The sequence below is a fragment of the Ignavibacteriales bacterium genome, from assembly GCA_016709765.1.
In the GTDB taxonomy this organism is placed as follows: Bacteria; Bacteroidota; Ignavibacteria; order Ignavibacteriales; family Ignavibacteriaceae; genus IGN3.
This window is the reverse complement of sequence record JADJMD010000008.1, coordinates 80,054-104,564: the sequence shown is the minus strand read 5'-3', so window position 1 is coordinate 104,564 and position 24,511 is coordinate 80,054. Positions and strand designations below refer to the sequence as shown.

The 24,511-nt window shown below is 34.0% G+C and carries 15 protein-coding genes and 1 pseudogene; 7 read left to right on the top strand and 9 right to left on the bottom strand.

The features are described 5' to 3' along the window. The first annotated feature begins 109 nt into the window (after positions 1-109). The 6 genes from IPJ23_01860 to IPJ23_01835 all read left to right on the top strand — a co-directional run bounded on the left by IPJ23_01860 (position 110) and on the right by IPJ23_01835 (position 6,395). Complete coding sequence (locus IPJ23_01860) at positions 110-835, top strand: hypothetical protein (GenBank protein ID MBK7629465.1); 726 nt, start codon at positions 110-112, stop codon at positions 833-835. After that, positions 832-2,394: a hypothetical protein gene (locus IPJ23_01855; GenBank protein MBK7629464.1), complete on the top strand. Its 1,563-nt coding sequence runs from the start codon at positions 832-834 to the stop codon at positions 2,392-2,394. Before IPJ23_01860 ends, IPJ23_01855 begins: the two co-directional genes overlap by 4 nt. Positions 2,395-2,414: 20 nt before the next feature. Further along, a complete protein-coding gene (locus IPJ23_01850) occupies positions 2,415-3,398 on the top strand; it encodes a hypothetical protein (GenBank protein ID MBK7629463.1) in 984 nt (327 codons plus the stop codon). A 41-nt stretch (positions 3,399-3,439) separates the two neighbouring features. Then, positions 3,440-4,339 carry a PorV/PorQ family protein gene (locus IPJ23_01845; GenBank protein MBK7629462.1) on the top strand — a complete coding sequence of 300 codons (900 nt, stop codon included), beginning with the start codon at positions 3,440-3,442 and terminating at the stop codon, positions 4,337-4,339. Positions 4,340-4,461: 122 nt separating this feature from the next. Then, a complete protein-coding gene (locus IPJ23_01840; protein MBK7629461.1) occupies positions 4,462-5,355 on the top strand; it encodes a carbon-nitrogen hydrolase in 894 nt (297 codons plus the stop codon). Beyond that, positions 5,352-6,395, top strand: coding sequence for an agmatine deiminase family protein (locus tag IPJ23_01835; GenBank protein ID MBK7629460.1), 1,044 nt, complete (start codon positions 5,352-5,354; stop codon positions 6,393-6,395). The genes IPJ23_01840 and IPJ23_01835 overlap by 4 nt, the downstream gene beginning before the upstream one ends. A 159-nt stretch (positions 6,396-6,554) precedes the next feature. Here the strand turns inward: IPJ23_01835 and IPJ23_01830 are convergent, their stop codons facing one another. From IPJ23_01830 to IPJ23_01790, 9 genes are all read right to left on the bottom strand, one after another. Then, positions 6,555-7,460 carry an EamA family transporter gene (locus IPJ23_01830; protein MBK7629459.1) on the bottom strand — a complete coding sequence of 302 codons (906 nt, stop codon included), beginning with the start codon at positions 7,458-7,460 and terminating at the stop codon, positions 6,555-6,557. Positions 7,461-7,562: 102 nt separating this feature from the next. Next, positions 7,563-8,165 (bottom strand): T9SS type A sorting domain-containing protein, encoded by a 603-nt coding sequence (locus IPJ23_01825; protein MBK7629458.1) that lies wholly within the window; start codon positions 8,163-8,165, stop codon positions 7,563-7,565. Positions 8,166-8,954: 789 nt separating this feature from the next. Further along, positions 8,955-10,604, bottom strand: coding sequence for a T9SS type A sorting domain-containing protein (locus tag IPJ23_01820; GenBank protein MBK7629457.1), 1,650 nt, complete (start codon positions 10,602-10,604; stop codon positions 8,955-8,957). Beyond that, a complete protein-coding gene (locus tag IPJ23_01815) occupies positions 10,601-11,068 on the bottom strand; it encodes a T9SS type A sorting domain-containing protein (GenBank protein MBK7629456.1) in 468 nt (155 codons plus the stop codon). The genes IPJ23_01820 and IPJ23_01815 overlap by 4 nt, the downstream gene beginning before the upstream one ends. Positions 11,069-12,458: 1,390 nt before the next feature. Beyond that, entirely contained in the window at positions 12,459-13,040 is a 582-nt protein-coding gene (locus tag IPJ23_01810; GenBank protein MBK7629455.1) for a T9SS type A sorting domain-containing protein, read from the bottom strand. Between the two features lie 2,470 nt (positions 13,041-15,510). Beyond that, complete coding sequence (locus IPJ23_01805; GenBank protein MBK7629454.1) at positions 15,511-16,134, bottom strand: T9SS type A sorting domain-containing protein; 624 nt, start codon at positions 16,132-16,134, stop codon at positions 15,511-15,513. A 641-nt stretch (positions 16,135-16,775) separates the two neighbouring features. Next, positions 16,776-17,237 (bottom strand): T9SS type A sorting domain-containing protein, encoded by a 462-nt coding sequence (locus IPJ23_01800; protein ID MBK7629453.1) that lies wholly within the window; start codon positions 17,235-17,237, stop codon positions 16,776-16,778. A gap of 2,566 nt (positions 17,238-19,803) precedes the next feature. Then, positions 19,804-20,490: a T9SS type A sorting domain-containing protein gene (locus tag IPJ23_01795; protein ID MBK7629452.1), complete on the bottom strand. Its 687-nt coding sequence runs from the start codon at positions 20,488-20,490 to the stop codon at positions 19,804-19,806. Between the two features lie 1,030 nt (positions 20,491-21,520). Then, positions 21,521-22,153: a T9SS type A sorting domain-containing protein gene (locus IPJ23_01790; GenBank protein ID MBK7629451.1), complete on the bottom strand. Its 633-nt coding sequence runs from the start codon at positions 22,151-22,153 to the stop codon at positions 21,521-21,523. A gap of 1,194 nt (positions 22,154-23,347) precedes the next feature. Between IPJ23_01790 and IPJ23_01785 the strand changes: the two are divergent. Beyond that, a pseudogene (locus IPJ23_01785) lies at positions 23,348-24,492 on the top strand (Re/Si-specific NAD(P)(+) transhydrogenase subunit alpha). Positions 24,493-24,511: the final 19 nt, after the last annotated feature.

Below are 24,511 nucleotides of genomic sequence, written 5' to 3'. Positions count from 1 at the left end.
TAGTTTTAAAGAAATATTTAACTATATGATAATTAAAATATTTAAGTTATTCACAGTCAATCTATTGCTTATTTTTATCTTCATTGGGTGCGATAAGAAATATGATAATGTGATTGAAAATTCAAATCCTGATTACCAGGTAACTTTAGTTGCACCTTCAGATTCGCTTCGCTTTAACCCCTTAGATTCATTGATTTCTATAAGAATTGCTTTCAATTCTGCAACAAACATTGAAAATGTATTTTGTGATATTTATGCATCTGATAACAAAAAACTAAATTCTTCACCATTAACTTTGCTTGATAATGGTAAAGCTGCAAATGGAGACGATGTAGCCAATGATGGTTCTTATGCAAATAAAATTGCTTTAAGCGAATATTATCCAAACGGAATTTATAACATCAAGTATTTTGTGACTGATAAATCATCAACAACTAAGCAAGTTGCGCTTGGAACTTTTAAGTTTGATAATGGGCAGGCAAATTTAGCTCCGATAATTTTTGATGATATCGTTGATCCTGATTCAGCAATTGTAACAGATACTACAATTATTCTTACATCAATTAAAGTATCTGATCAAAATGGATTATCAGATATTGATAAAGTTTATTTTGTGGTTTACAGACCAAATGGGACAACAAGTAATAATCAAAATCTTATGTTTGATGATGGATTATCGGTTCACGGTGATCAAACTGCTGGAGATGGAATTTATTCTCTTATAATTGAGATTTATTCTACAAACACTAAAGGCACTTACAGATTAGAATTTCAAGCAAAAGATCGAGGTGCAAAATTAAGTAACATTATCAATCACACCTTACTTATACAATGAAAAAATATTTAATCTATATTCTTTATGTGGTTTTTGCATCAATTAAAGTTACTGCTCAACTATCACCACAAAGTTATATTTTCAAAGAGGATGGCAAAGTCTTAGACAAAATTGTTTCCCAAAATCCTTTGAGCAATTCAATTACAGATATTATAACCATTGGAGATACTGTATGGCTCGGCACAAGTCGTGGTGTTAGTTTATCGATAGATGGCGGGACTAGTTGGACTAACTTTTACGGACAAGCTGATTTTGGAACAGATAATAATTCCGCACTTGGTTATAACAATGGAGTTTTATGGTGTGCCGGTGCAAAGTCCACAGAAGTTACAGGCGGACAAACTCTACCTGCCGGAACCGGACTGAAATATACAACCGACAATGGAATAAGCTGGACAAGTATTCCGCAACCTTTAGATGCTGAGACAGACACTGTTGAGCAATATGGTATTAATCAAATTAGAGCATTGACTGTTACTGTAACAATTCAAAATCTAGTCTATGATATTGCATTTACTCCAAACACAATTTGGATTGCCACTTTTGCGGGAGGACTTAGAAAAAGTACAGACAACGGTCAAACCTGGAAACGAGTAATTCTTCCACCTGATTATTTAAACTCAATTTCACCAACAGACACTTTGAATTTTTGTTTATCACCGGTTAACGGAAATTTTTGCGGTGAAGGGAATCTAAATCATAGAGTGTTTTCAGTCATTTCTACAAATGATTCAACTTTATTTGTTGGGACAGCAGGTGGTATAAATAAATCCACAGATAATGGAATCAGCTGGGTAAAACTCAGCGCACAAAACCAATCCCAACCAATTAGCGGAAATTTTATAACCGCACTTGGCTACAATAAACTATCTCACACAGTTTGGGCTTCCACCTGGAAGGCTGAAGATCTATCTGAGTTTTATGGTGTAAGTTCATCTTCGGACGGTGGTCAAACCTGGAGGACCTTTTTAAGAGACGAACGACCGCATAATTTTGGTTTTAAAAATAATGATGTAATGGTTGCAACTGACAACGGTGTTTTTCGATCCATAGATAACGGATTAACATGGTTGCTTCCAAATTCTATTGTTGATGCTGAATCTAATAATTCCTTAAAGACTAAAGTATTTTATGCTGCAGATACTTACCAAAATAATATTTGGTTAGGTTCTACTGACGGTTTAGTTAGGTTGAATGAAACACCTGGCAAAGTTTGGGAAGGGACATGGAAAATATTCTTTGCTTCAAAAAATCTTGAATCCAATAATAAAACTTATTGTTATCCGAATCCATTTAACCCAAGACAGGAAGAACTTAAAATTAAATACAGTACTGGCGGCACTGAATCTAAGGTAACGATTAGAATTTTTGATTTTGGTTTTAATTATGTTAGAACTGTAATCCAGAATGTTAACCGTAATCGTGATCTCGAAGGCGTTCCGGAATTTTGGGATGGTAAAGATGAAAATGGAAATACAGTGCCAAATGGAGTTTACTTTTACAGAGTTGACATAGCGGATAGTGATGCATTGTATGGAAAGATTTTGGTGATGCAATGAGAAATTTCACAAAATATTTTATAGCAATTCTATTTTTGTTTTCGGCAGTTAATTTTTCTCAGCAGCAGTTTACAACAATAAATTCTAAAGTTGGGGCATTTAGCAGAATTGGTTTTGGAGCTCGTGGAATCGGAATGGGCAATGCAATGTCATCTGTAACCACTGGCAATTTAGTTTCTTATTATAATCCTGCATTATCGCCTTTTCAGGAAAATAATTCAGTTCAAACCGGATATTCATTTTTATCGTTAGACAGATCGTTAAACTTTTTAAGTTTTACTCGGAAATTTGATTTTTATTCTTCAAAAGATTCATCCACTGATAGAAAACCAACAAGCACTGCAGGAATAAGTGCGGGAATCATTAATGCAGGCGTAAGCGGTATTGATGGTCGTGATAATAATGGATTACCTACAAAAGAACTATCAACTTCAGAAAACCAATTTTTCTTAAGTGTTTCGAATAGATTTTCAAAAAAGTTTTCTTTAGGTCTCTCAGTAAAATTTTACTACTACAAATTGTATGAAGAAGTGTCTTCAAATGGATTAGGATTGGATATTGGAGCTCTTTATAAAGTAAATGATAATTGGAATGTATCCTTTGTAATCTCCGATTTGAATAGTAAATATGATTGGGATACAAGTCCTATTTATGGGCAGGAAGGCTTATCAACGACAAATAAATTTCCCACAACAAAAAAAATTGGAGTCAGTTATTTTAGACCGGATATCAAACTGCTTACTGCAATTGAATTTGAAAATAGTAATGCCGGAACAAATATTATAAGACTCGGTGCCGAATATAATATTTATGAAAATTTATTTTTGCGTGGCGGAATTGATCAGTTTAATTTGAGCAATACTGATGCGGCACTAAAACCTTCTGTAGGATTTTCTTATTCAAAATCTTTTATTGATTGGATTATTAGTGTTGATTACGCTTTTATGATCGAACAATATTCTTCAAGCGATAGACATATTGTAGGTGTAAGTTTTAATTTTTAAAATAAATAATGAACAATTTGAAAATGAATCAATATAATTTTATGAAAAAAATTATTTTATTATTTGTGATATCCTCAGTCGCAGTATTCTCCCAATCTGCAGGGAAAACAGGATTATCATTTCTAAAATACGGATTTGGAGCACGTAATATTGCTATGGGAGATGCGGGTACAGCTTTATCAAACGATCTTACTGGATTATTTTATAATCCAGCAAAGTTAGCATCCACCAGTGGATCAGAAGTATTATTTATGCACAATGAGTGGATACAAGATGTAAGCAGTGAAGTTATTGGTGCAAAAACAGTGTTGTGGGGAATCCCTTTTGCAGTTGGATTTAATGTTACATCAGTTAGTGAAATCCCGTACAGAACAATTGCAACACCTGATCCTGAAACAAGTTTTTCTGCAAATTATTTTTTCGGAAGCCTTTCCACAGGATTTTTTGTGACGGATGAAATTGCATTTGGTGCAAGCTTTAAATATTTGTATGAAGGCTTGTTAAATGATGAAGCAAACGGAATTGGTTTTGATTTTGGGCTAAACTATTTACTGCCTTATAAAGGATTGACAGCATCGGTGGTAGTAAAAAATATTGGTTCGATGAATGCTTTAAGAAATGAATCAACAAAACTGCCAACAGAATTAAGATTAGGCACATCGTATTCTTATAATTTAGAGGACTCTAAGTTTGATTTTACAGGTGGATTAGAGTTTCAAAAATATTTAGATACTGAAGACAACCATTTTAATTTTGGCGGTGAAGTATTGTATAACAAACTAATAGCGGCCCGCGCAGGTTATCAAACAGGATATGAAAGTCGTGGTTTTACAGCAGGCATTGGCTTGATATGGGGTAATTTGAAATTTGATTATGCGTTCCTACCATTCTCTTTAGGATTAGGGAATGCAAATTTGTTTTCACTTCAGTTTAAGTTCTAGAGATAATCATTCTAACATTGTAGTTGAAATACTACACGAAAATATTTAGGCGCGAGCAATCGTGCCTTTTTTATTATTAACCATAACGATTTATATTTGTAGTAAAACAAATCAGAACAAATATGAAAAAACACCCAAAGAAATTTAACGTTGGTTTAGTCCAATTGTCTTTTTCAAAAAATCCTAATGATAATCTTAAAAAAGCACTTACTTGGATTGAGAAGGCTGCAAAAAAAGGTGCTCAGGTAATTTGTTTGCCTGAACTTTTTCGTTCACAGTATTTCTGTCAATCAGAAAATATTGATTATTACGATTTAGCGGAAACAATTCCCGGACCATCAACTGATGCTGTATCTAAAATCGCAAAAAAACTAAAAGTAGTTGTTGTAGTTCCATTGTTTGAAAAAAGGTCAGAAGGACTATATCACAACTCGCTTGCGGTGGTAAATACTAAAGGAGAGATAGCCGGTGTTTATCGTAAAATGCACATACCTGATGACCCATCTTATTATGAAAAATATTATTTCACTCCAGGCGATTTAGGTTTCAAGTCGTTTGATACCGAATTTGGAAACATTGGAACATTAATTTGTTGGGATCAATGGTATCCAGAAGGTGCAAGATTAACGGCATTGCAAGGCGCAAGTATTTTGTTTTATCCCACTGCAATTGGCTGGCATCCTCACGAAAAGAAAGAACACGGCAAACCTCAGTTTGAAAGCTGGCAAACGATTCAGCGCTCACATGCAATTGCAAATGGTGTTTACGTTGCCTCTGTAAATCGCATCGGATTAGAAAAAGAATCAAAAGATTCTGCTGGAATAGAATTCTGGGGTAACAGTTTCATCTGCGATCCTCAAGGAATTATTCTTGCTGAAGCATCGCACGATAAAGAAGAAATTTTAATTGCAGAAATTGATCTTGATAGAATAGAATACATTAGACGTAACTGGCCGTTTTTACGTGATAGAAGAATCGATGCGTATGGCGATATTACTAAAAGGTTTTTGAAATGATAAAAAATAAGTTCCGTTTACCCACCGAATTTGAATACCATGAAGCAACTTGGATTGGCTGGCCGGCAAATAAACAGGACTGGCCGGGAAAGTTTCAACCAATTCCGTGGGTTTATGGAGAAATTGTACGATATCTTTCAAGAGGAGAAAAAGTCAGAATTATTGTTCAATCAAAAGAACATCAAAAAAAAGCAGAGCAAGTTTTAAAGTCTGTTGATGTTAATTTATTAAACATTGAATTCTTTAAACTCGAAACTGACAGGAACTGGCTTCGCGATTCTGGTCCGCAGTTTGTAAAAAATGAAAAGAATGAAACTATTTTAATCAACTTTAAGTTTAATGCTTGGGCAAAGTATGATAATTATAAACTCGATTCAAAAATTCCGAAAATGATTTCTAATAAACTTAAACTTGATTTAATTAAAGCAGAACATCAAAATAAAGAAGTTGTTCTTGAAGGCGGAAGCATTGATTACAATGGACTTGGAACTATTATCACGACAGAAGAATGTTTGATGGATAATGAAATACAAGTGCGCAATAAGAATTTTACTAAAAAAGATTATGAAGAAGTATTTAATAAATATCTTGGTGCAACTAATGTAATTTGGTTAAATAAAGGAATTGCAGGCGACGATACTCACGGACACGTTGATGATATAGCACGATTTGTAAATAAAAATACAGTTGTAACTGCAATGGAAACTCATCCGAATGATCCAAACTATCTTTCGCTTATGGAGAATAGAGAAGTACTTGAAGGTGCAAAGTTGGAAGATGGTTCGAATCTAGAAATTGTAGAGTTACCAATGCCATCACCAGTAATCTTTAAAGGCGAAAGATTACCTGCTAGTTATGCTAATTTTTATATATCAAACTATGCAGTACTTGTTCCAACTTTTAATGATCCAAATGATAAACTTGCTTTAGGAATTTTGTCTGAACTGTTTACTGATAGACCAGTGATCGGAATACACGCCGTTGATTTAGTTTGGGGACTGGGGACATTACACTGCTTAACACACGAACAGGTTTTATAGTTAAAAACAATTCAACCTACAAATTATTTTAACAACACCGTCATTCCCACAAACCTGTCTGCGGTAGGCAGGAATGGGAATCTATTTTAAGAATCCTTTTGATTCCCGTTTCTACGGGAATGACATTCATTAATATTAGAAATTAGAGTGTCTTATCAATTAAAATCTTTTTATAAGTGTTCGTTTGTTACTTCCTATCTTTACAAGCACCACTCCAACAATGATAACCATGGCGGCTATTAATGTAAAAATACTTAATTGTTCGTTTAGAAATATCCAGCCAAGGATCAGAGCAATAATAGGATTTACATAAGCATAAGTAGAAACTAAAGAAAGTGGCAGATGTTCAATTGCGTAAATATAAGATCCGTAGCCTAATATCGATCCAAAAACAACAAGATATGCAAGAGATATTATTCCAGATTGTGTGAAATGTAAAACTGAAAATTCGCCCATCACTGAACCTAGTATAATCTGCAGTGATCCAGCCATTAACATTTGAACAGATGCACTCATTAGTGGATGGACGCTTACTTTTTTGTATTTGGAATAAACTGAACCGAGCGACCAGGAAACAACAGCACCAAGAATACTTAATACACCAATAAGATACTTTGTTTCAAAAATATATTTTAAATCACCGCCAAAAATTAATCCAACTCCTAGACTTCCGACTACCAAACCACTAATGGTCATCCAGTTTAACTTTGGACCTTTTGGAAGAAAAGATTCCACCCCTACCATCCAAAAGGGAACAGTAGTTATTAATAAAGCGGCTAAACCGCTCTCGACATATTGTTCGCCAACAACAACAAGACCATTTCCAAATCCAAGCAAAGCAATTCCAATTATTGCAATATGAATTAAATCTGATTTTTTTGGGAGTTGCTTGCCGGATATTTTTAGAATTGTAATAAGTATCAATCCAGCCACTATCCAGCGAAAACCAGCAAATAGCATCGGTGGAACTGACTCCACACCAATTCTAATAAAAAGGTAAGTTGTTCCCCATAGGATACAAATAGCAATCCACGCAATGTAGGCACGAATGTTTGGTTTATCCATAAAATCTAATAATTAATTGGCAGGCGAAACATAATCAAATAAATTAAAAAAGCCCTCAGATTATTGAGGGCTTATATTTTTAGTGACGTATTTTATAATAATCTACTTAATTAAAACCATTTTTTTAGTTTGAATAAAAGAACCAGCTTGTAATCGATAGAAATAAATTCCACTAGAAAGAGAAGAGGCATTAAAATCAACTTCATAACTTCCTGCTGGTTTTTCTTCATCAACAAGAGTTGAAACATCATTTCCTAATACATCAGTAACTTTCAATGTTACATAAATATTTCTTCCTTCAGTTGATGCAACGGGAATATTATACTTAATTATCGTATTCGGATTAAACGGATTCGGATAATTTTGAGCCAGAGAAAAATTAGCGGGTGAAGATATATCTACATTAATCTCATTACTCAATTCATAAGATCCATCAAAATCAATTTGTTTTAGTCGGTAAGCATAATAACCGGCTGAAAGATTATAATCGGTAAAAGAATAATTACTATGTTCAGTAGTGGTTCCATTTCCATTAATAAATCCAATTTCCTGGAATTCCGAAGTGCCAAGTTTTCTCTGGACTTCAAATCCACTATTGTTTATTTCAGTAGCAGTTTCCCATTTTAGTTCAACTGTATTTCCTACAACGATAGCTGTGAATGAAGTTAACTCAACGGGAACAGGAATGTCTGAGGTTAATTGCATAATAGTGAAATTACCCTGCGATCCAGTTGTAGCAGTTGCACCGGATCCCCAGCAAGCACTAAACAAAGTTCCATATCCAGTAATTGAAGTTCCAACTGCATCTACGCTGCGTGATGTTCCGGTTGAAACTGAAGTCCTAATTTCTATTAATAAATGCCCGCCAGTATACAACCAGCTATTGTTGAAAGTTATTTGTGGACCAAAAGCATTTGGAACTTGATTGAATGTATACGCATCTGCGGGTATAACTAATGCACCACTTCTTACTTGCGTTTGTGGTCCGACAATATTATTTGCAAATGTTAAACTTCTTAATGCAGGCGTTACAGATTCACTGAGATAAATATCATAAGCAGTATATGATACTTCGGCAGCAGGCCAATTGGCGGTTGCAGAAACTGGTAATCGCCAGCTTATTCCAAGTAACTCTTTCCCAACCAAATCTGTTAGAAGAGTATCGTGAATTAAGAATTGTAAAGTTCTGGCTGTACTTGCAAGTGGACCTGTAAAAGTTACTGTACCTCCCACAGCACTATATTCCGGCGGGATTACTTTAAATTCGATAATTTCAGTTGGAGGATTTATCAAGTCGGATTGTTGGGCAAGTGCACTATAAAAGAATAAAAACAAAAATGAAACGAACAAAAAAGTAAAAGAGAATTTCATAATAACTCCTTTTAAATTATTTCAGAAAAAATATAATCTAAAAAAAACTAAAAGTAAAAGAATAATTAAATTATTTACAGATTTATTATTTATTGCCCTTTATCCCAAAAACTTATTTTGAATTTATTTTATTAAAATCATTTTTTTCGTTTCTATAAAATCATTAACTCTTATTGAATACAAATAAATACCGCTAGAAAGATTATCACCATTAAATTCCAATTCATATCTATCGGCTTTTTTAAATTCATTAAGCAATGTTCGAATCTTTTGCCCTAATATATCAAACACCTCAATCGAAACTATTCCATCTTGCGGTAGTTCATATCTTATCGTTGTTGTGGGATTAAACGGATTGGGGTAATTTTGATGAAGCACATAATTTGTAATAGGATTTGTTGGTGCCGGAGGATTATATGTCATTGAACTAAAATTACTTTGATATTCTTCAATCGCGTTCTGAACAATTTCTTTTGCAATGGTTATTGAATTAAGTTCATCAGATCCTCTGCCTACAACTAAAGCTAAAATAATTTCTATCTGTTTTGATTTTTCCAGCGTAAACGGACCAGTACTTGCAAATTTTCTATCATCCAGGGGGATGTTATCCAACCACCCAATTCTTTCAACTGGATCACCAGAAAACCAGTTAACAGGATTAACAGTATTACAATCAACATTTCCATATACTTTTCCCCAAAGAGTATCGCAAGGATTTAAGGCATTTCCGTAACCATCATTTCCCATTATATAATTCTTTACGTACTGTAAATTATCTGGAAAACTTTGTCCGGGAGAGTTTTTACCATAGCCTGCAAATGAAAATAGAGCAGCATTCTTATATCCTGGGATTTTTTGCTCACCAAGTAAGACTCCATTTTTTATAAATGCAGTATCGTTGGTTTCGTTTGTAGCGGTAACTGGTCCTTGTATAACTGTCGTAAAAATTGCAGGAGGATTTATTCCATATTGGCTATCGTCATTAAAATTATAAGTGTAGATAGAATTTAGAGCAGTGTCGCAGCCACTTAAATCATCAGAAGCCCACCCGAGATCAGTATCATCCCAGGGACTGAAAAACACTGAGTCTAAAACGTCATCAACTATTCCCGTGTTTTCAATTTTATATTTTATAAAAATCATATTTTCCAGATCAGAATTATTTTTAGCAAAAAGTGTTTGTTGAATATTTATACCGATCGGAGAAACATTATATAATCTTTGGTTAGCTGGAACGCCATCATTATAAACACACCAGGCTATTTCATCTCCAAGAAGTGGAGGCATATCTTCGTTCGCATCCCAGGTGCCGTTATAATTACGATCAGTTGGATCATAAATACCATCACTGTTCCCATCATAGAAATCTGCACCAAGTAAAACAGCTTCTTTCCATTTTTGCCAACTTGAACTAAAAGGAATATCATGTTTTCTAACCACATAAATGATATTTAATGTGTCTTCAGGATTGCTATTAACTATTCCTGGCTGATAATCTTCTGAACCCTCGGATACAGTAATTGAAAAGAACTCACCATTTGCATAACCTGATAAAAAGAAACCAGATCTAAATAGAAATACACTTTCATCAAATTTTCCACCTGCTCCATTTACTAATGGATCAGGATCTGGAATATTTACACTTCCAATTATTCCTCTGTTATCAATTGGTAGATTAATTTTATTTACAAAAAAACGATGTGTTGTTTGTCCAGCTATTTGTGAATAAAGGAATAACAAAAAAAACAATATTAGATTTATAAAATTTTTCATTTTATTAAAATCATTTTTTTAGTTTGAATAAAAGAACCAGCTTGTAATCGATAGAAATAAATTCCGCTGGAAAGGGAATTGGCATTAAATTCAACTTCATAATTTCCTGCTGGATTATATTCATTAACTAAAGTAGCAACTTCGTTTCCAAGAACATCGTAAACCTTTAATGATTGATGACCGCTGACTGGAGACTCCCAACTAATTTTTGTGCTTGGGTTAAATGGGTTTGGGTAGTTTTGGGACAATTTAAATTCTGTTGGAAGTGATGAACTATTATCATCAATATCCGTTAACGTTGTATCACCATATACGATGCCGTCAATTATAAATCCTTTCATACCAAAAACATCAGTTCCAAAATCGTAGCCTGTCAAAATGTGTTCAAGCCCAACACTTCTAACTAATGTATAATCAACAAAAAGTAATCCGTTATAATTATACTTCCGTTTAGAACTATTCATCCCAAATTCGTTATATGCTTCAACACTCTCAAACAGAGTTTGAACATAATTCTGACAACCTTCAAATCGGTTAACTGATAGTAAATCGCCAACATCGCTAATCAAGTCATCAATAACTTGTTCTGAATCAGGGCAATCAGGATTAAATCTTAATATCTTTCCACTACTCGAATCAATTCTTTCGTAATATGTATTTATATAACTATCACTTAAGAATTTCTCATCAATTTTAAAATATGATTTATTATTTTCTTTAATTAAATAATCAACAACCGTTCTGGAAAAAGTATCGTAAGTATAGATTGGAAATGGCCAGTAGGAGATTGATGCAAAATTAAATATCCATTTATTCCCTATTGCTAGCGGATAATATTCAAAAACATAAGACGGTAAAGCCACTGATTTTAAAACTATTATAGTGTCCGGTCTAATTTCATAAATCTGATATTTACTTGCTGCATATAGTATATCGGAATTGGGTTTTTTATAAATACCAACAAGTTTATTTGGTAAAGTTTTGTAAGTTATAAAATTACCCCCGGCATCTGTTGATCTATATATTTGTTTTCCATCGGCAAGATAAATTAAACCGGATTGTGTTGAATCAATTGCAATATAAAATGGATTTTCACTTTCATACCTCTGAGACCAGCTGAAAGCATTTCCTGCGTTATTGCTAGCATAGAATGCATATCTTCCGTATGATGTGTTTTTGCGATAAACAATATTTTGATTTTGATCATAATAAAAACCTAGAAAAGGCAAAGCTGTTATAACTTTTGATGTGTCTACTATTGTAGAAGTAATTCCTAAATCGTCTGACTTAATTAAATTTCCCTGGACATCAGTACCGAATAAAACATTATCGTCAAATGCTGCAAGCGAGAGAAATTGGAAAGAAATAGTTGAGTCTACCGGATAAGTGTAACCGCTATCAAAACTTCTGTATATATTATGAAAATCTGTCACGAATAGATTATTGGAATTTTGTTTTGATATATCAACCATAAACAATGCCCACTGATCATAAGTGATCGTATCATTCCTTGCGGCATAACCAAGTATGTCGGTATTAATAGTTAAACCAACATTTATAAAATTGTTTATATCATTTGGAAAAAAATCATAATCGCTTATAGATTTTGCATTTACCGTCAAAGTATCTAGTGCTATTGAATAAGCGTCCATTATTTTGGATTCAAATCCTGTATTTACATTAAATTTGAAAACAGGACTGTATCTGCCGGTAGCATCAATCCCGAAGGAATAAAGAAGAGTTGTGTTCCCCTGATCATCTTCCAATCCTTTTAGATTACTAAATTGTTGTGCAGGCATTGAAGTTAAACTACTAAATAATATTATAAGTAATAACTTTTTCATTTTCTCAACTCTATTTAATTAAAATCATTTTTTTAGTTTGAACGAAAGAACCGACAGTTAATCTGTAAAAATAAATTCCACTTGAAAGGGAAGAGGCATTGAAATCAACTTCATAACTTCCAGCAGATTTGTATTCATTAACTAAAGTAGCAACTTCATTCCCAAGAACATCATAAATTTTTAGGGATTGATGACTGCTGACTGGAGACTGCCAACTAATTTTTGTGCTTGGATTAAATGGGTTGGGGTAGTTTTGGTCTAATTTAAATTCAGAAATTACTATAGGCTGGTTTTCTATACTTGTAGGAATATCAGTAAAGTTAGAATTATAAATTTGGATTGCTTCCTCAGTTATATCTTTCATAACCGAAATAGAATTTATTTCATTTGTCCCTCTACCAATCAAATAGCAAACTACTATATCAATCGGTTTATCCTGCTCAAGTTTAAATGGACCAATATTTAATAACATCCTTTGATCCGCCGCGTAAGAATTTACCCACCCTGATCCGAACCCACCATTAGATAAAAGATCGCCGGAATACCAATATCTTGGATCGACCATTGTACAGTTAACTCCGCCGGTAACCATTCCATATGCCCATATACAGGGATCGGGTATATTCCCCAACTTATCAAATCCAAGCATGTAATTTCTTGCCTCATAGCCTAGATTTGGATCATTTAAATTTGGGTCGCCATTAATATATCCTATAAAAGAACTTATTTGTTGATTTTTTGCCCCGGGCATTTCTGTAACACCAATTATTGGTCCATTATTAATTAATGCTGTGTCAAGTGGTGTATCAATTATATCTTCAAATATTCCGTTTGAATTATTATCAATAAAAGTTTCACCAGGAATATAAACTGCTGGTCCTTGCAAGAATGAAATTCCGATAGCTGGCGGATTTATACCATAAGAAGGATCTGGACCTGAATTATACATATATCCCGATCCTAACAACGTATCACAACCAGCAAGATCGTCACCAGATCCATCGGTTCCACCGATATCCGGATCAGCCCAACCGGAGAAATATACATCATCAAACAGTGATGAAACTGTACCTTTATTAAATATTCTATAACGAACAAAAATCATATTATCAATCGGATTACTTACGTTTTCACCCCAGGCAAAAACAGATTGATGTATCTCAATACCCATTGGCTGCTGATCATTCCATCTTCTAACCGAGCTTTCAATCCCATCATTATAAACACACCATGCTGTAACATCGCCTAAAAAATCAGGTCTATCTTCATTGTTATCCCAAGTATTGTTTCCATTTAAATCAACAGGATTATAAAGTCCATCATTATTACCATCATAAAAATCAGCTCCTTGCTCTACAGCAACTTGATATTCTTGCCAGGATGTTCCGAATGGTTGATCGGAGTTTTTAACTACATACAATTTATTTATTGGATCTATTGGAGAGCTGCCAACAATGCCCGCTTGGTAATCTGTAACTAAAGAGGAGGAAGCTGCAGCGTTTACCCAGAGCGATCCATTATTATTTCCTGAGAGAAAAAATCCACCAGAATAAAGAGCTACGATTTCATCAAAAATTCCTCCGCTTATTCCATCGATTGATGCATCAGCAAGTACACCTCTATTATCCAAAGGAAATTTAAAATTATTAACATCTACCAGGTATTTATCAATGGCATATTCTAAAGGGATAGTAAATGCATTACCGTTAAAATTTTTAACATTAAAATCATTATCTGTGATACTAAAATTATAGCTTTTAAAATCACCAAAATTGGGAAGTGACACTTCAATACCAAATATCTTATCACCAGCTAATGAGTCATTATGAATACCGTCATCAAACATAACTAATGTTTCGTAAACACCGGGTGGATCGGTGTAAGTATTTAATTCTACAGAAATAATTTCTCTATCATCGTCAACAAAGGCCCGTATAAAATAAGGCTGATTTGGATATGGTTCTTCTACCTGGTGTGTAAAAAGGTACATAAAAGGATGAACATTTAAATCGATACTAACATCGGCCAATGTTAAATAAATTTGATAATAATGATTATATGAACTAAAATCCCTCGAACTTCTTAATGAAATTATTGGTCTGCCAGACCACGTTGAGATACTGGTTATATAATCATACCCCACGTATTTTGTAAATTTATCCGTAGCGCTCCAGGTTATTCCATCATCTGTGCTTGATACAAAGTAAATGTCGGATTGATAAATGTCTGTGAATGGGGTTTCAACTTCTTGGTTGTAATAAATCCAGATTTTGCCATTCTGGTCTTTAACACCTCTTGGTCTGGATTGATCTAAAATATCATCAACTAATACTGTCCTTTCGCTCCAAGTCAATCCTGAATCAGTAGAGGTTTTGATAAACAGATCAAAACTATCCTGGGTCGAATCAGAATAAACCAATATTTCTTTGTTGGAATCAATTGCAATTATTTGCCCGGTTCTTCCTAAAACGTCAATTGTATCAGCGGGTGACCAATTCACACCATCTGAACTATTAATTCTAAAAATGCCTTTCGCATTGTCATTTTCATATGTTTCGGAAACACTATGTACAAAACTGACATTCCCATTTGCAGTAACAGAAAGTGAGGATTGAAAGACCTTCCTGCGAGCAAGTATCCCGGATCGTGTTGGCAATATTACCGGCGCTGACCAACTATTACAATAATCGTCGGAATAAACATAATAGTAAAAAGTCGAACGATACGTTACAAGAACTCTTCCCGAAGGCAGTACAACAGCATTTATATCAACATAATTTTCAGTTTCAACTATGTTTACTAATGAATCTATATTTGACCAACTATTACCTCCATCAAGACTGCGTACATATTTTATCTGGCTATTAGTTGGATCTAACCAAAACATTATTAAATTATTATTTGGCAGCCCAAGTAAAAAGGCATCATTGTTATTTTGATAATTAGCCTGATATGGAAAGTGTGTTGGCTCAACAATTTGAGCTTTACTATTTATAGAAATTAAAAATAATAACACAATTAGAACTAAAGTAGATCTCATTTTTACCTCCCGCTGAATAGAATTATTTCATTAAAATCATTTTTTTAGTTTGAACGAAAGAACCGACAGTTAATCTGTAAAAATAAATTCCACTTGAAAGGGAAGAGGCATTGAAATCAACTTCATAACTTCCAGCAGATTTGTATTCATTAACTAAAGTAGCAACTTCATTCCCAAGAACATCGTAAATTTTTAATTTTTGTTGACTGCCGACTGGAGACTGCCAACTTATCTTCGTACTTGGATTAAATGGGTTTGGATAGTTTTGGGATAATGAAAAATAATTTACAATTTCATCTATTTTACTTTCATCGACTGATAAAATAATTCCATTTTTATTAAACAAAACTACTCCATCACCAAAAGTACTTAACCAGATATTATTTTGTTTATCAATCACCATATCAGAAAAATCGTAGTTTATGCTGTCTTTATATACGGACCAGTTATTATTGCTATATTCTGCTAAACCATTTTCCCAGCAGACCCACAGATTATCTGAAATATCAATTGCTAATGCTGTTGGAAAAAATAAAGTCGAATCTGGGGCGGGATGAAAAATGAAATCACTACCATCAAATTGAACGATACCTTCCTCTGGATACCCTGTTGCATACCAGATATTACCTTTTCTATCAGCTGTCATTGTTTTTCCGATCCAAAAATGAGAATAAATTGTTTGATATGAATTCCAAATGGTTCCATTAAAACTGAATAGCGCTTTATCTGGTGAATTTTTTGATTGTGCTAATCCCCAAATTTTTCCGCTCACATCCGAGGTGACTTTATTTACAATGGGATATGGCAAGCCAGAATTTATAGTATCATAAACTGTCCAAACTAAACCATCATATTTATACAATCCATTTAATGGTGTAAAAGAATAACCAGCACCGCCCCACAAATTATTATGAATATCAATTGTTATCGGCCACATATTTCCAGTAAAGTGGTGAGTTTCCCAATCAGTTCCATTAGTTTTTATTATCCATGGTGCTTCTAAGGAGACCCAGACATAACCATTCGAATCGCCGACTACGCTAACTATATCTGAACCTAAATCCGGATATTGCAAATAAGTAGTGGGATTCACTTTATCCCATTTGGCAAGACTATGAGCGGCTAACCAGATGTTTTGGTCTTTATCAAGCCCGAGGCAATAAAAATAATCACCAGGTACAGTTGAGTTACTTGTAGTAAAAACTTCCCATTGCTGAACTTGTGAAAATGCTGGTGTATTTAATAATACTAACATTACTAACAAATATTTCTTCATAGTTATTCCTATTATTTAATTAAAATCATTTTCTTAGTTTGAACAAAAGAACCAGCAGTAAATCTATAAAAATATATTCCACTTGAAAGTTTAGAAGCATTAAATACTATTTCATAACTTCCTGCAGATTTGTATTCATTAACTAAAGTAGCAACTTCATTTCCAAGAACATCATAAATTTTTAGGGATTGATGACTGCTGACTGGAGACTGCCAACTAATTTTTGTGCTTGGGTTAAATGGGTTGGGGTAGTTTTGGTCTAATTTAAATTCAGAAATTACTATAGGCTGGTTTTTAATACTTGTAGGAATATCAGTAAAGTTAGAATTATAAATTTGGATTGCTTCTTCAGTTATATCTTTCATAACTGAAACAGAATTTAATGCACTTGAACCTCTGCCAACTAAATAACAAACAATTATCTCAATTGGTTTATCCAATTCCAATGCAAATGGACCAGAATTTACGAACATTCGATGATCAGCTGGGACACTATTTATCCAACCAACACTAGTTACAGGATTGCCTGAATATAAAAACCCTGGATCAAGAGTTGCACAATTAACACCGCCCAATACTTGACCGTAAGACCAATTACAAGGATCAACTGGCTCTCCTATACGGGTTAAACCTAACAAGTAGTTTCTTGCTTCAACAGCACTATTTGGTTCACTTAAATATGGGTCTCCACCTATAAGATGTATATAAGAACTTAATTGCTGATTTTTTGCTCCAGGAAGAAATTGAATCCCTAGAACAGGCCCATTGTTCATATATGCAGTATCAATTGGTGTATCAATTCCATCATCATATAATTCATTACCATTAATATCTACAAAGGTTTCACCGGGTATGTAAGCTGCAGGTCCTTGTAAAAACGGTATTCCAAGTGCTGGTGGATTTGTGCCATAATTAAAATCCGAACCATCATTGTAAACATAACCAGAATTTAAAAACACATCACTGCCAACTAAATCGTCTTCAGGACTACCCAAATCCGGATCTGACCAGGCAGAAAAATATACGCTATCAAATTTATTTGATACTGTACCCATATTAAAAATTCTGTATCGTACAAAAATCATATTGTCAATCGGATCAATAACATTTTCGCCCCAGGCAAAAACTGTTTGTTGTATTTCAATACCCATTGGTTGTTGATCGGAATATCTTCTCCAAGTACTTGCATCATTATAAATACACCAAGCCGAAACATCACCCAAAAAATCAGGTCTGTCTTCATTTGTATCCCAGCTATTATTACTATTTAAATCAACAGGATTATAAACTCCATTATTATCTCCATCATAAAAATCTGCGCCAAGATTAACAGCGTGGGAATAAACTTGCCAGGCCGCACCAAAAGGCGGATCTGAACTTTTAACCAAATAAAGCTTGTTGTATGGGTCTTTAGGATCACTACCGACTGGTCCTGGCATATAGTCTTCGATTAAAGAAGCAGATGCAGAAGCATTGGTCCAAACATTGCCGTTATTTAAACCGGATAGAAAAAAACCACCGGAAAAAAGTATTGTTGATTCTTCAAACAAACCGCCTTGCTGCCCATTGCTTGGAACTGCTGCAAGAATTCCTTTACTATTGATAGGAAGTTTAAAATTATTAACATCAATTAGATATGAATCAGTAGCAAACATCACCGGCACATTAACAATTCCGCCATTTAATTGAACCACATTATTATCATCATCTTCAATTGAAAAAGTATAAATAATCTCCTCACCAAAACTATTTGGAATTATAGCTGTTCCATATATTTTATCTCCGGCTAAAGAATCATAATGTAGTCCATCATCATACATTTCCAATTCGTTATATGTTGGCGGTGGATTTGTATAAGTATTTAACTTAACTGATAAGATTGATTTATCATCATCGATAAAAGCCTGCACAACGTAAGGTTGATTAGGACCGGGATTTTCTGAACTATGAAGAAATTTAAACATAAATGGCGGAACATTTGTATCTATTGAAACATCAGCTAATGTAAAATAAATCTGGAAAAACCTGCCGGAAAGGTTGAAATTTCTTGAACTTGTAAAAGAAAGAATAGGTCTGCCATTCCATAAACTTAAATTATAATTTTCATCATACCCAACATACTTTGTAAAATTTTCTGGTGCACTCCAGCTAACTCCATCATCTAAACTGGAAATAAATTTTATATTTGACTGAACAATTCCTTCAAATGGTGTTGCTTCTTGTTGAATGTAATATAGCCAGGTCTTTCCATTTGTATCTTTGATTATTCTTGGATTTGTTTGTGAAAGACTTTCTCCCACTAATAAAATTGGATCACTCCAATTAAAACCTGCATCAGTTGAAATTCTACAAAAAATATCAAAGTTATTTTCAGTAGAATCCTGGTAAACAACGATTTCTTTGGAGTTTCCAAAACTCATCATTTGTCCATTTCTTCCATCTGTTGCTATTGTATCCATTCCAGACCATGTGATACCATCCAAACTTGTGAGATTGAATAAACTTTTTGCTTCGTATAAATTATGACTACTACTTGAATAACTGTAAGTAAAGTTTATGTTATTATTTGAAGAGATTGATAGCGATGAAAAATAAACCCGTATGCGTTGTATTGCAGATGATCTCGTAGGTAAAATGATTGGCGATGACCATGATAATCCATTATCATCTGAATAAATAGCATAATATTGTGCCTGACGATAAGTTAATAATATTCTGCCTGAACTAAGCACAATCGCATTTAAATCAGTACCATATGCATTGGAAATCAAATCCATTATTATATTTTCAGCCTGCCAAATTAAACCTCCATCAGTACTTTTTGATGACTTCAGTTGGCTGTCAGTGGAGTCATACCAGAACATTATTAAATCGTTATTCGGTAAACTAAGCAAACAAGATTCATAATTGTTTTGGAAGTATTCCTGCACTGGAAATCTTGTTGGAGAAATAACTTGAGCGAAAGTTATAAACAGAATATTTAAAGAAACAAAAACAAGCCAATGATAAAGTTTCACTTGAACCTCCAACTATTAAATCTTATTTACTTAAAATCATTTTCTTAGTTTGAATAAACGAACCAGCAGTTAATCTGTAAAAATAAACTCCGCTCGAAAGGGCAGAAGCATCAAAATTCACTTCGTAAATTCCTGCAGGTTTAACTTCATCAACTAATGTTGCGACTTCATTACCAAGTACATCAAACACTTTTAATGTTTGATGACCGGCAACTGGAGACTGCCAAATAATTTTTGTGCTTGGATTAAATGGGTTGGGGAAGTTTTGGTATAAGTTATACCCAGTAACAATTGAAAAATCATCAACATCACTTACAGTTCCATTGGTAAAATTATTGTTAAAATAAGCTTGAGCATTCTGAACATAATTCCTAGTTACTGTTACCGAATTTAATGCACTGGTTCCTTGTCCAACGATATATCCAACCCAAATATCAATTGGCCTATTTACTTCGAGTGTAAATCTTCCTGAACTGATTATATTTCTTAAATCACCTTCAGAAGTATTAATCCATCCAATATTCGCAACTGGATCACCTGAGAACCACAAGTAAGGATTTACTTCTGCACAATTAACTCCACCGTTCACAGAACCAATTGTAAAATAGCAAGGGTCAATAATATTGCCTATGCGTGTTAAACCATTTAAATAATTATAGACGTCACTTTGATTTGTTGGATCATTTAATTCCGGATCTCCGCCGCGCATTAAAATACTTGCAGAAATATCTAAATTTTTTGCTCCCGGGAAAAACTCAGTACTAAATAAATTTCCTCTGCGATTATATGCTGTATCTAAAGGTGTATCAATTCCTAACTCAAAGGTGTTGTTCGAGTTGTTATCAATAAATGATTCTCCCGGAATGTATGAAATTGGTCCCTGCAGATATTTCATAAAGAATGCTGGCGGATTTGAACCATATTCATAATCATTTCCATTATTATAAATAAAACCGGAATTTACTAAAGTATCACATCCGATAAGATCATCACTTGCATCACCCAAATCCGGATCTGCATACATAGCAAAGATTACAGAATCAAGTTTATTTACAACTGTTCCTGTATTAATTAACCTGTAACGGATAAAGATTGTATTGCCAAGCGGGGCTTGAGTTGAAGCATAAGCGGCAACTGTTTGCTGAATTTCAATTCCTTTTGGTGTTACAGTATTATATATTCTTTGATTAGCAGGAACCTCATCATTATAAACACACCAGGTCATTTCATCACCAATTATAGCCGGTTTATCTTCAGATGTGTCCCAAATATTATTTCCATTTAAATCTGTTGGATTATAAATACCATCATTATTTCCGTCATAGAAATCTGCTCCGAGTGAAACAGCATTTAACCAATCTTGCCAGGATTGCCCAAAATCAGAATCAGTATTTTTAACTACGTAAATTATATTTTTGGGATCAGAAGGATCATTACCAACAGTACCCGGTAAATAATCATTAATTAGAGAAGAAGGAGCAACACCATTAGCCCAAAGAGTATCATTTGCATAACCTGCAAGTAGAAACCCGCCACTAAATAAAAAAACGTGTCCACCATATTTTCCGCCTAAACCACCAATAATAGGATTTGGATCCGGAATATTTACATAGGCTAATATTCCTTTGTTATCCATAGGTAGATTTATAGCATTTATGTTTAATCTGTATTGTGTTTGTGAAAAAACAGAACTGGAAATAAACAGTAGGACAAACAACAATTTTTTCATTTTCATACCTTTATTTAATCAAAATCATTTTCTTTGTTTGAACAAAAGAGCCAGCATTTAACCTATAAAAATATATTCCGCTGGAAAGTGAAGAGGCATTAAACTCGACCTCATAACTTCCTGCAGATTTGTACTCGTTAACCAGAGTTGCAACCTCATTTCCAAGAACATCATAAACCTTTAAGGTTTGATGACCGCTGACTGGCGACTGCCAACTTATTTTTGTATTTGGGTTAAACGGGTTTGGATAGTTTTGGAGTAAAGAAAAATTTTCAGGAATTTCATTATAATTATCTTCAACATCAGTAATACCGTAACTTATAGACCCGAATGCCAGACTATCATAAGAAATACTTCTTATTAAATCAGTTTTCTCTCTTAATATTTCGATGCTGTTTAAACCAGTATTACCATATGCTGGTATTAAAGCAATCATAACCCACTGAGTATCATTAGGCGCCATATTAAAAGGACCTGAGAAGAAAACAAATCCAGCTCCGCCCGATGTCCATGTATTATAAACCCAGCCTTCGCCAGTAATCGGATCACCTGAAAAAGGAAATGTTGTAGGTTGATTTGTTATTGGATTAATGATAGGATAACCATTAGAAGTTAAACCTCTTGCTAGATTCTGCGCATCCATCATTGATCTAACCTTTCCGGTTAGCGAATCAATGTGAGAGTCGTCTGCAATACCTCTGAACGAATTTAATTTTAAATTCTTAAAACCATTTACAACTTTTCCATTAAAAACTGCATTACTATTTGGGTCTTGAACAATTGGTCCGTACAACATAGAGTATCCAATTGCTGGAGGATGTGTCCCTTCGAAAGTCGTATCTTCTTCACTCCAGCAATAACCTAATTGTCTTAGAGTATCTATAGCAGGTCTATTTTCTAATGCCCTGAAATCTATGTCTGACCAAAAACCAATAAATGCCGAATCGATTTGATAAATACTTTTATTAATAAACTCATATTCCATAAACACTACGTTAGAAAATATATCCGTAAAATCATTTTCATTTCCGTTTCGAGAGAATATGGTTTCATGAATTTCTATTGGTGAGGTTTTTAAAGGCTCATTCCAGTTGGTTTGAATAGCGGTACTATCCAAACTATTAAACAATGTCCAAAGAGTCTGATCGCCTTTAATTAATGGATTTCCATTTTCATCTATAGGTGCACCAAAATCCGTTGGCCATTCAGCGTAATCCGGATTCGTCTGATCATCTCCTTTAGAAATTTTGTAAACTCTGTAACGAAGTGAATCTTCTGGATTGATCAGCATCGCAGCTTGATTTTGAATTATTGGCCCCGGAGAATAATTCCAACAACTAAACCATTGAACAATTGATAAGATAGGTTCGCCATTTATTTTTCCGATAAACCAAGGTCCCTGATCATATATAATCAGATTGGATGTACCTAATGGAAGGCTAATCCAACGTGATCGCATACTTCCTTGATTGGAGACCACGGTTTCGAGATTATTTACATTTAAAGAATCAAAATCAAAAAAAGTTAACCAGTTTTCAGAAACTTGAGAATGTAAATTAGAAAACTGTGTTATCCATAATAGAATAATTATTATAGATCTTTTCATAAGAGCCCCTAGAGAAGTGAAATATTAAACCCATTAGTTAAAAGAACTAATCAAAAGTATAATAAACAGTTGCTAAAGTCAAACAATAAATTGAAGAGAAAATTAACAGAGTATAGCGGTACGTAATAAAAATTGTTACAACAGTTTTCTAATAATTTTATTGGATTAGCTAACGTAAGTGATTAGTTTTGTAACTAAAATTTTAATTCTATCAACAGAGGAGGAAATTCTGTGGTAATTTCAGTTCCAAAAGAAATAATGGCCGGTGAAAATCGCGTAGCCTGCGTACCGGATGTTGTTCCTAAACTTATTAAGGCGGGATACGAAGTTCAAATTGAAAAAGATGCCGGATTTAATGCCGGATTTACAAATGAACAGTATCAAAAAGCTGGGGCAAAAATTATTGATTCCTTAACAGATCTTTACGCTAATGCTGATCTGGTTTTTAAAGTTCAGCGTCCGATTGATCATCCAAATGCAGGAAAAAATGAAATTGATTTAATGAAGAAGGGAACACTATTAATCTCTTTTGTCTACATACTTCATTACACAGATATTGCAAAGAAATGTGCTGAAAAAGGAATCGATCTAATTTCTATGGATATGATTCCAAGAACTACGCTTGCGCAAAAGATGGACGTCTTAAGTTCGCAGGCAAACATTGCAGGTTATAAAAGCGTATTGATGGCTGCCAATGAACTTGGAAAAATCTTTCCGTTAATGATGACCGCTGCCGGAACAATCTCTCCTGCAAAAGTTGTAATAATGGGTGCTGGAGTTGCTGGTTTGCAGGCTCTTGGTACAGCAAAAGATTAGGCGCTGTTGTAGAGGTTTCTGATATCAGAACAGCGGTAAAAGAGGAAGTTCAAAGTCTTGGTGGCAGATTTATAGAAGTTGAAGGCGCTGAAGATATGCAGGATGCTGGCGGTTATGCTAAAGAAGCAACACCCGAATTTCTACAAAAACAAAAAGAGACAATTTTCAAACACGTTACTGAAGCTGATATTGTTATTACAACTGCACTTGTTCCAGGTAAAAAAGCTCCTATTCTTGTTTCGGAAGAAATGGTTAAGCATATGCGTCCGGGTAGTGTTGTACTTGATATGGCAACTGAGTTTGGCGGAAATTGTGAAATAAGTGAGCGAGGTAAAACCATTAAAAAACATAGCGTATCAATAATCGGCGAAGCAAATTTACCAAGCCTTGTTCCTACTCACTCAAGTGAAATGTATTCCAAAAATATTCTCAGTCTTATTCAGCATATAGGCAAAGAAGGAACAGTTACATTAAAGCTTGAAGATGAAATTGTTAAAGGATCGTTAATTACTCACAATGGTGAAGTGATAAATCAAAGAGTTAAAGATCTTCTTAAATAAGTTTATTATAATGAAAAAT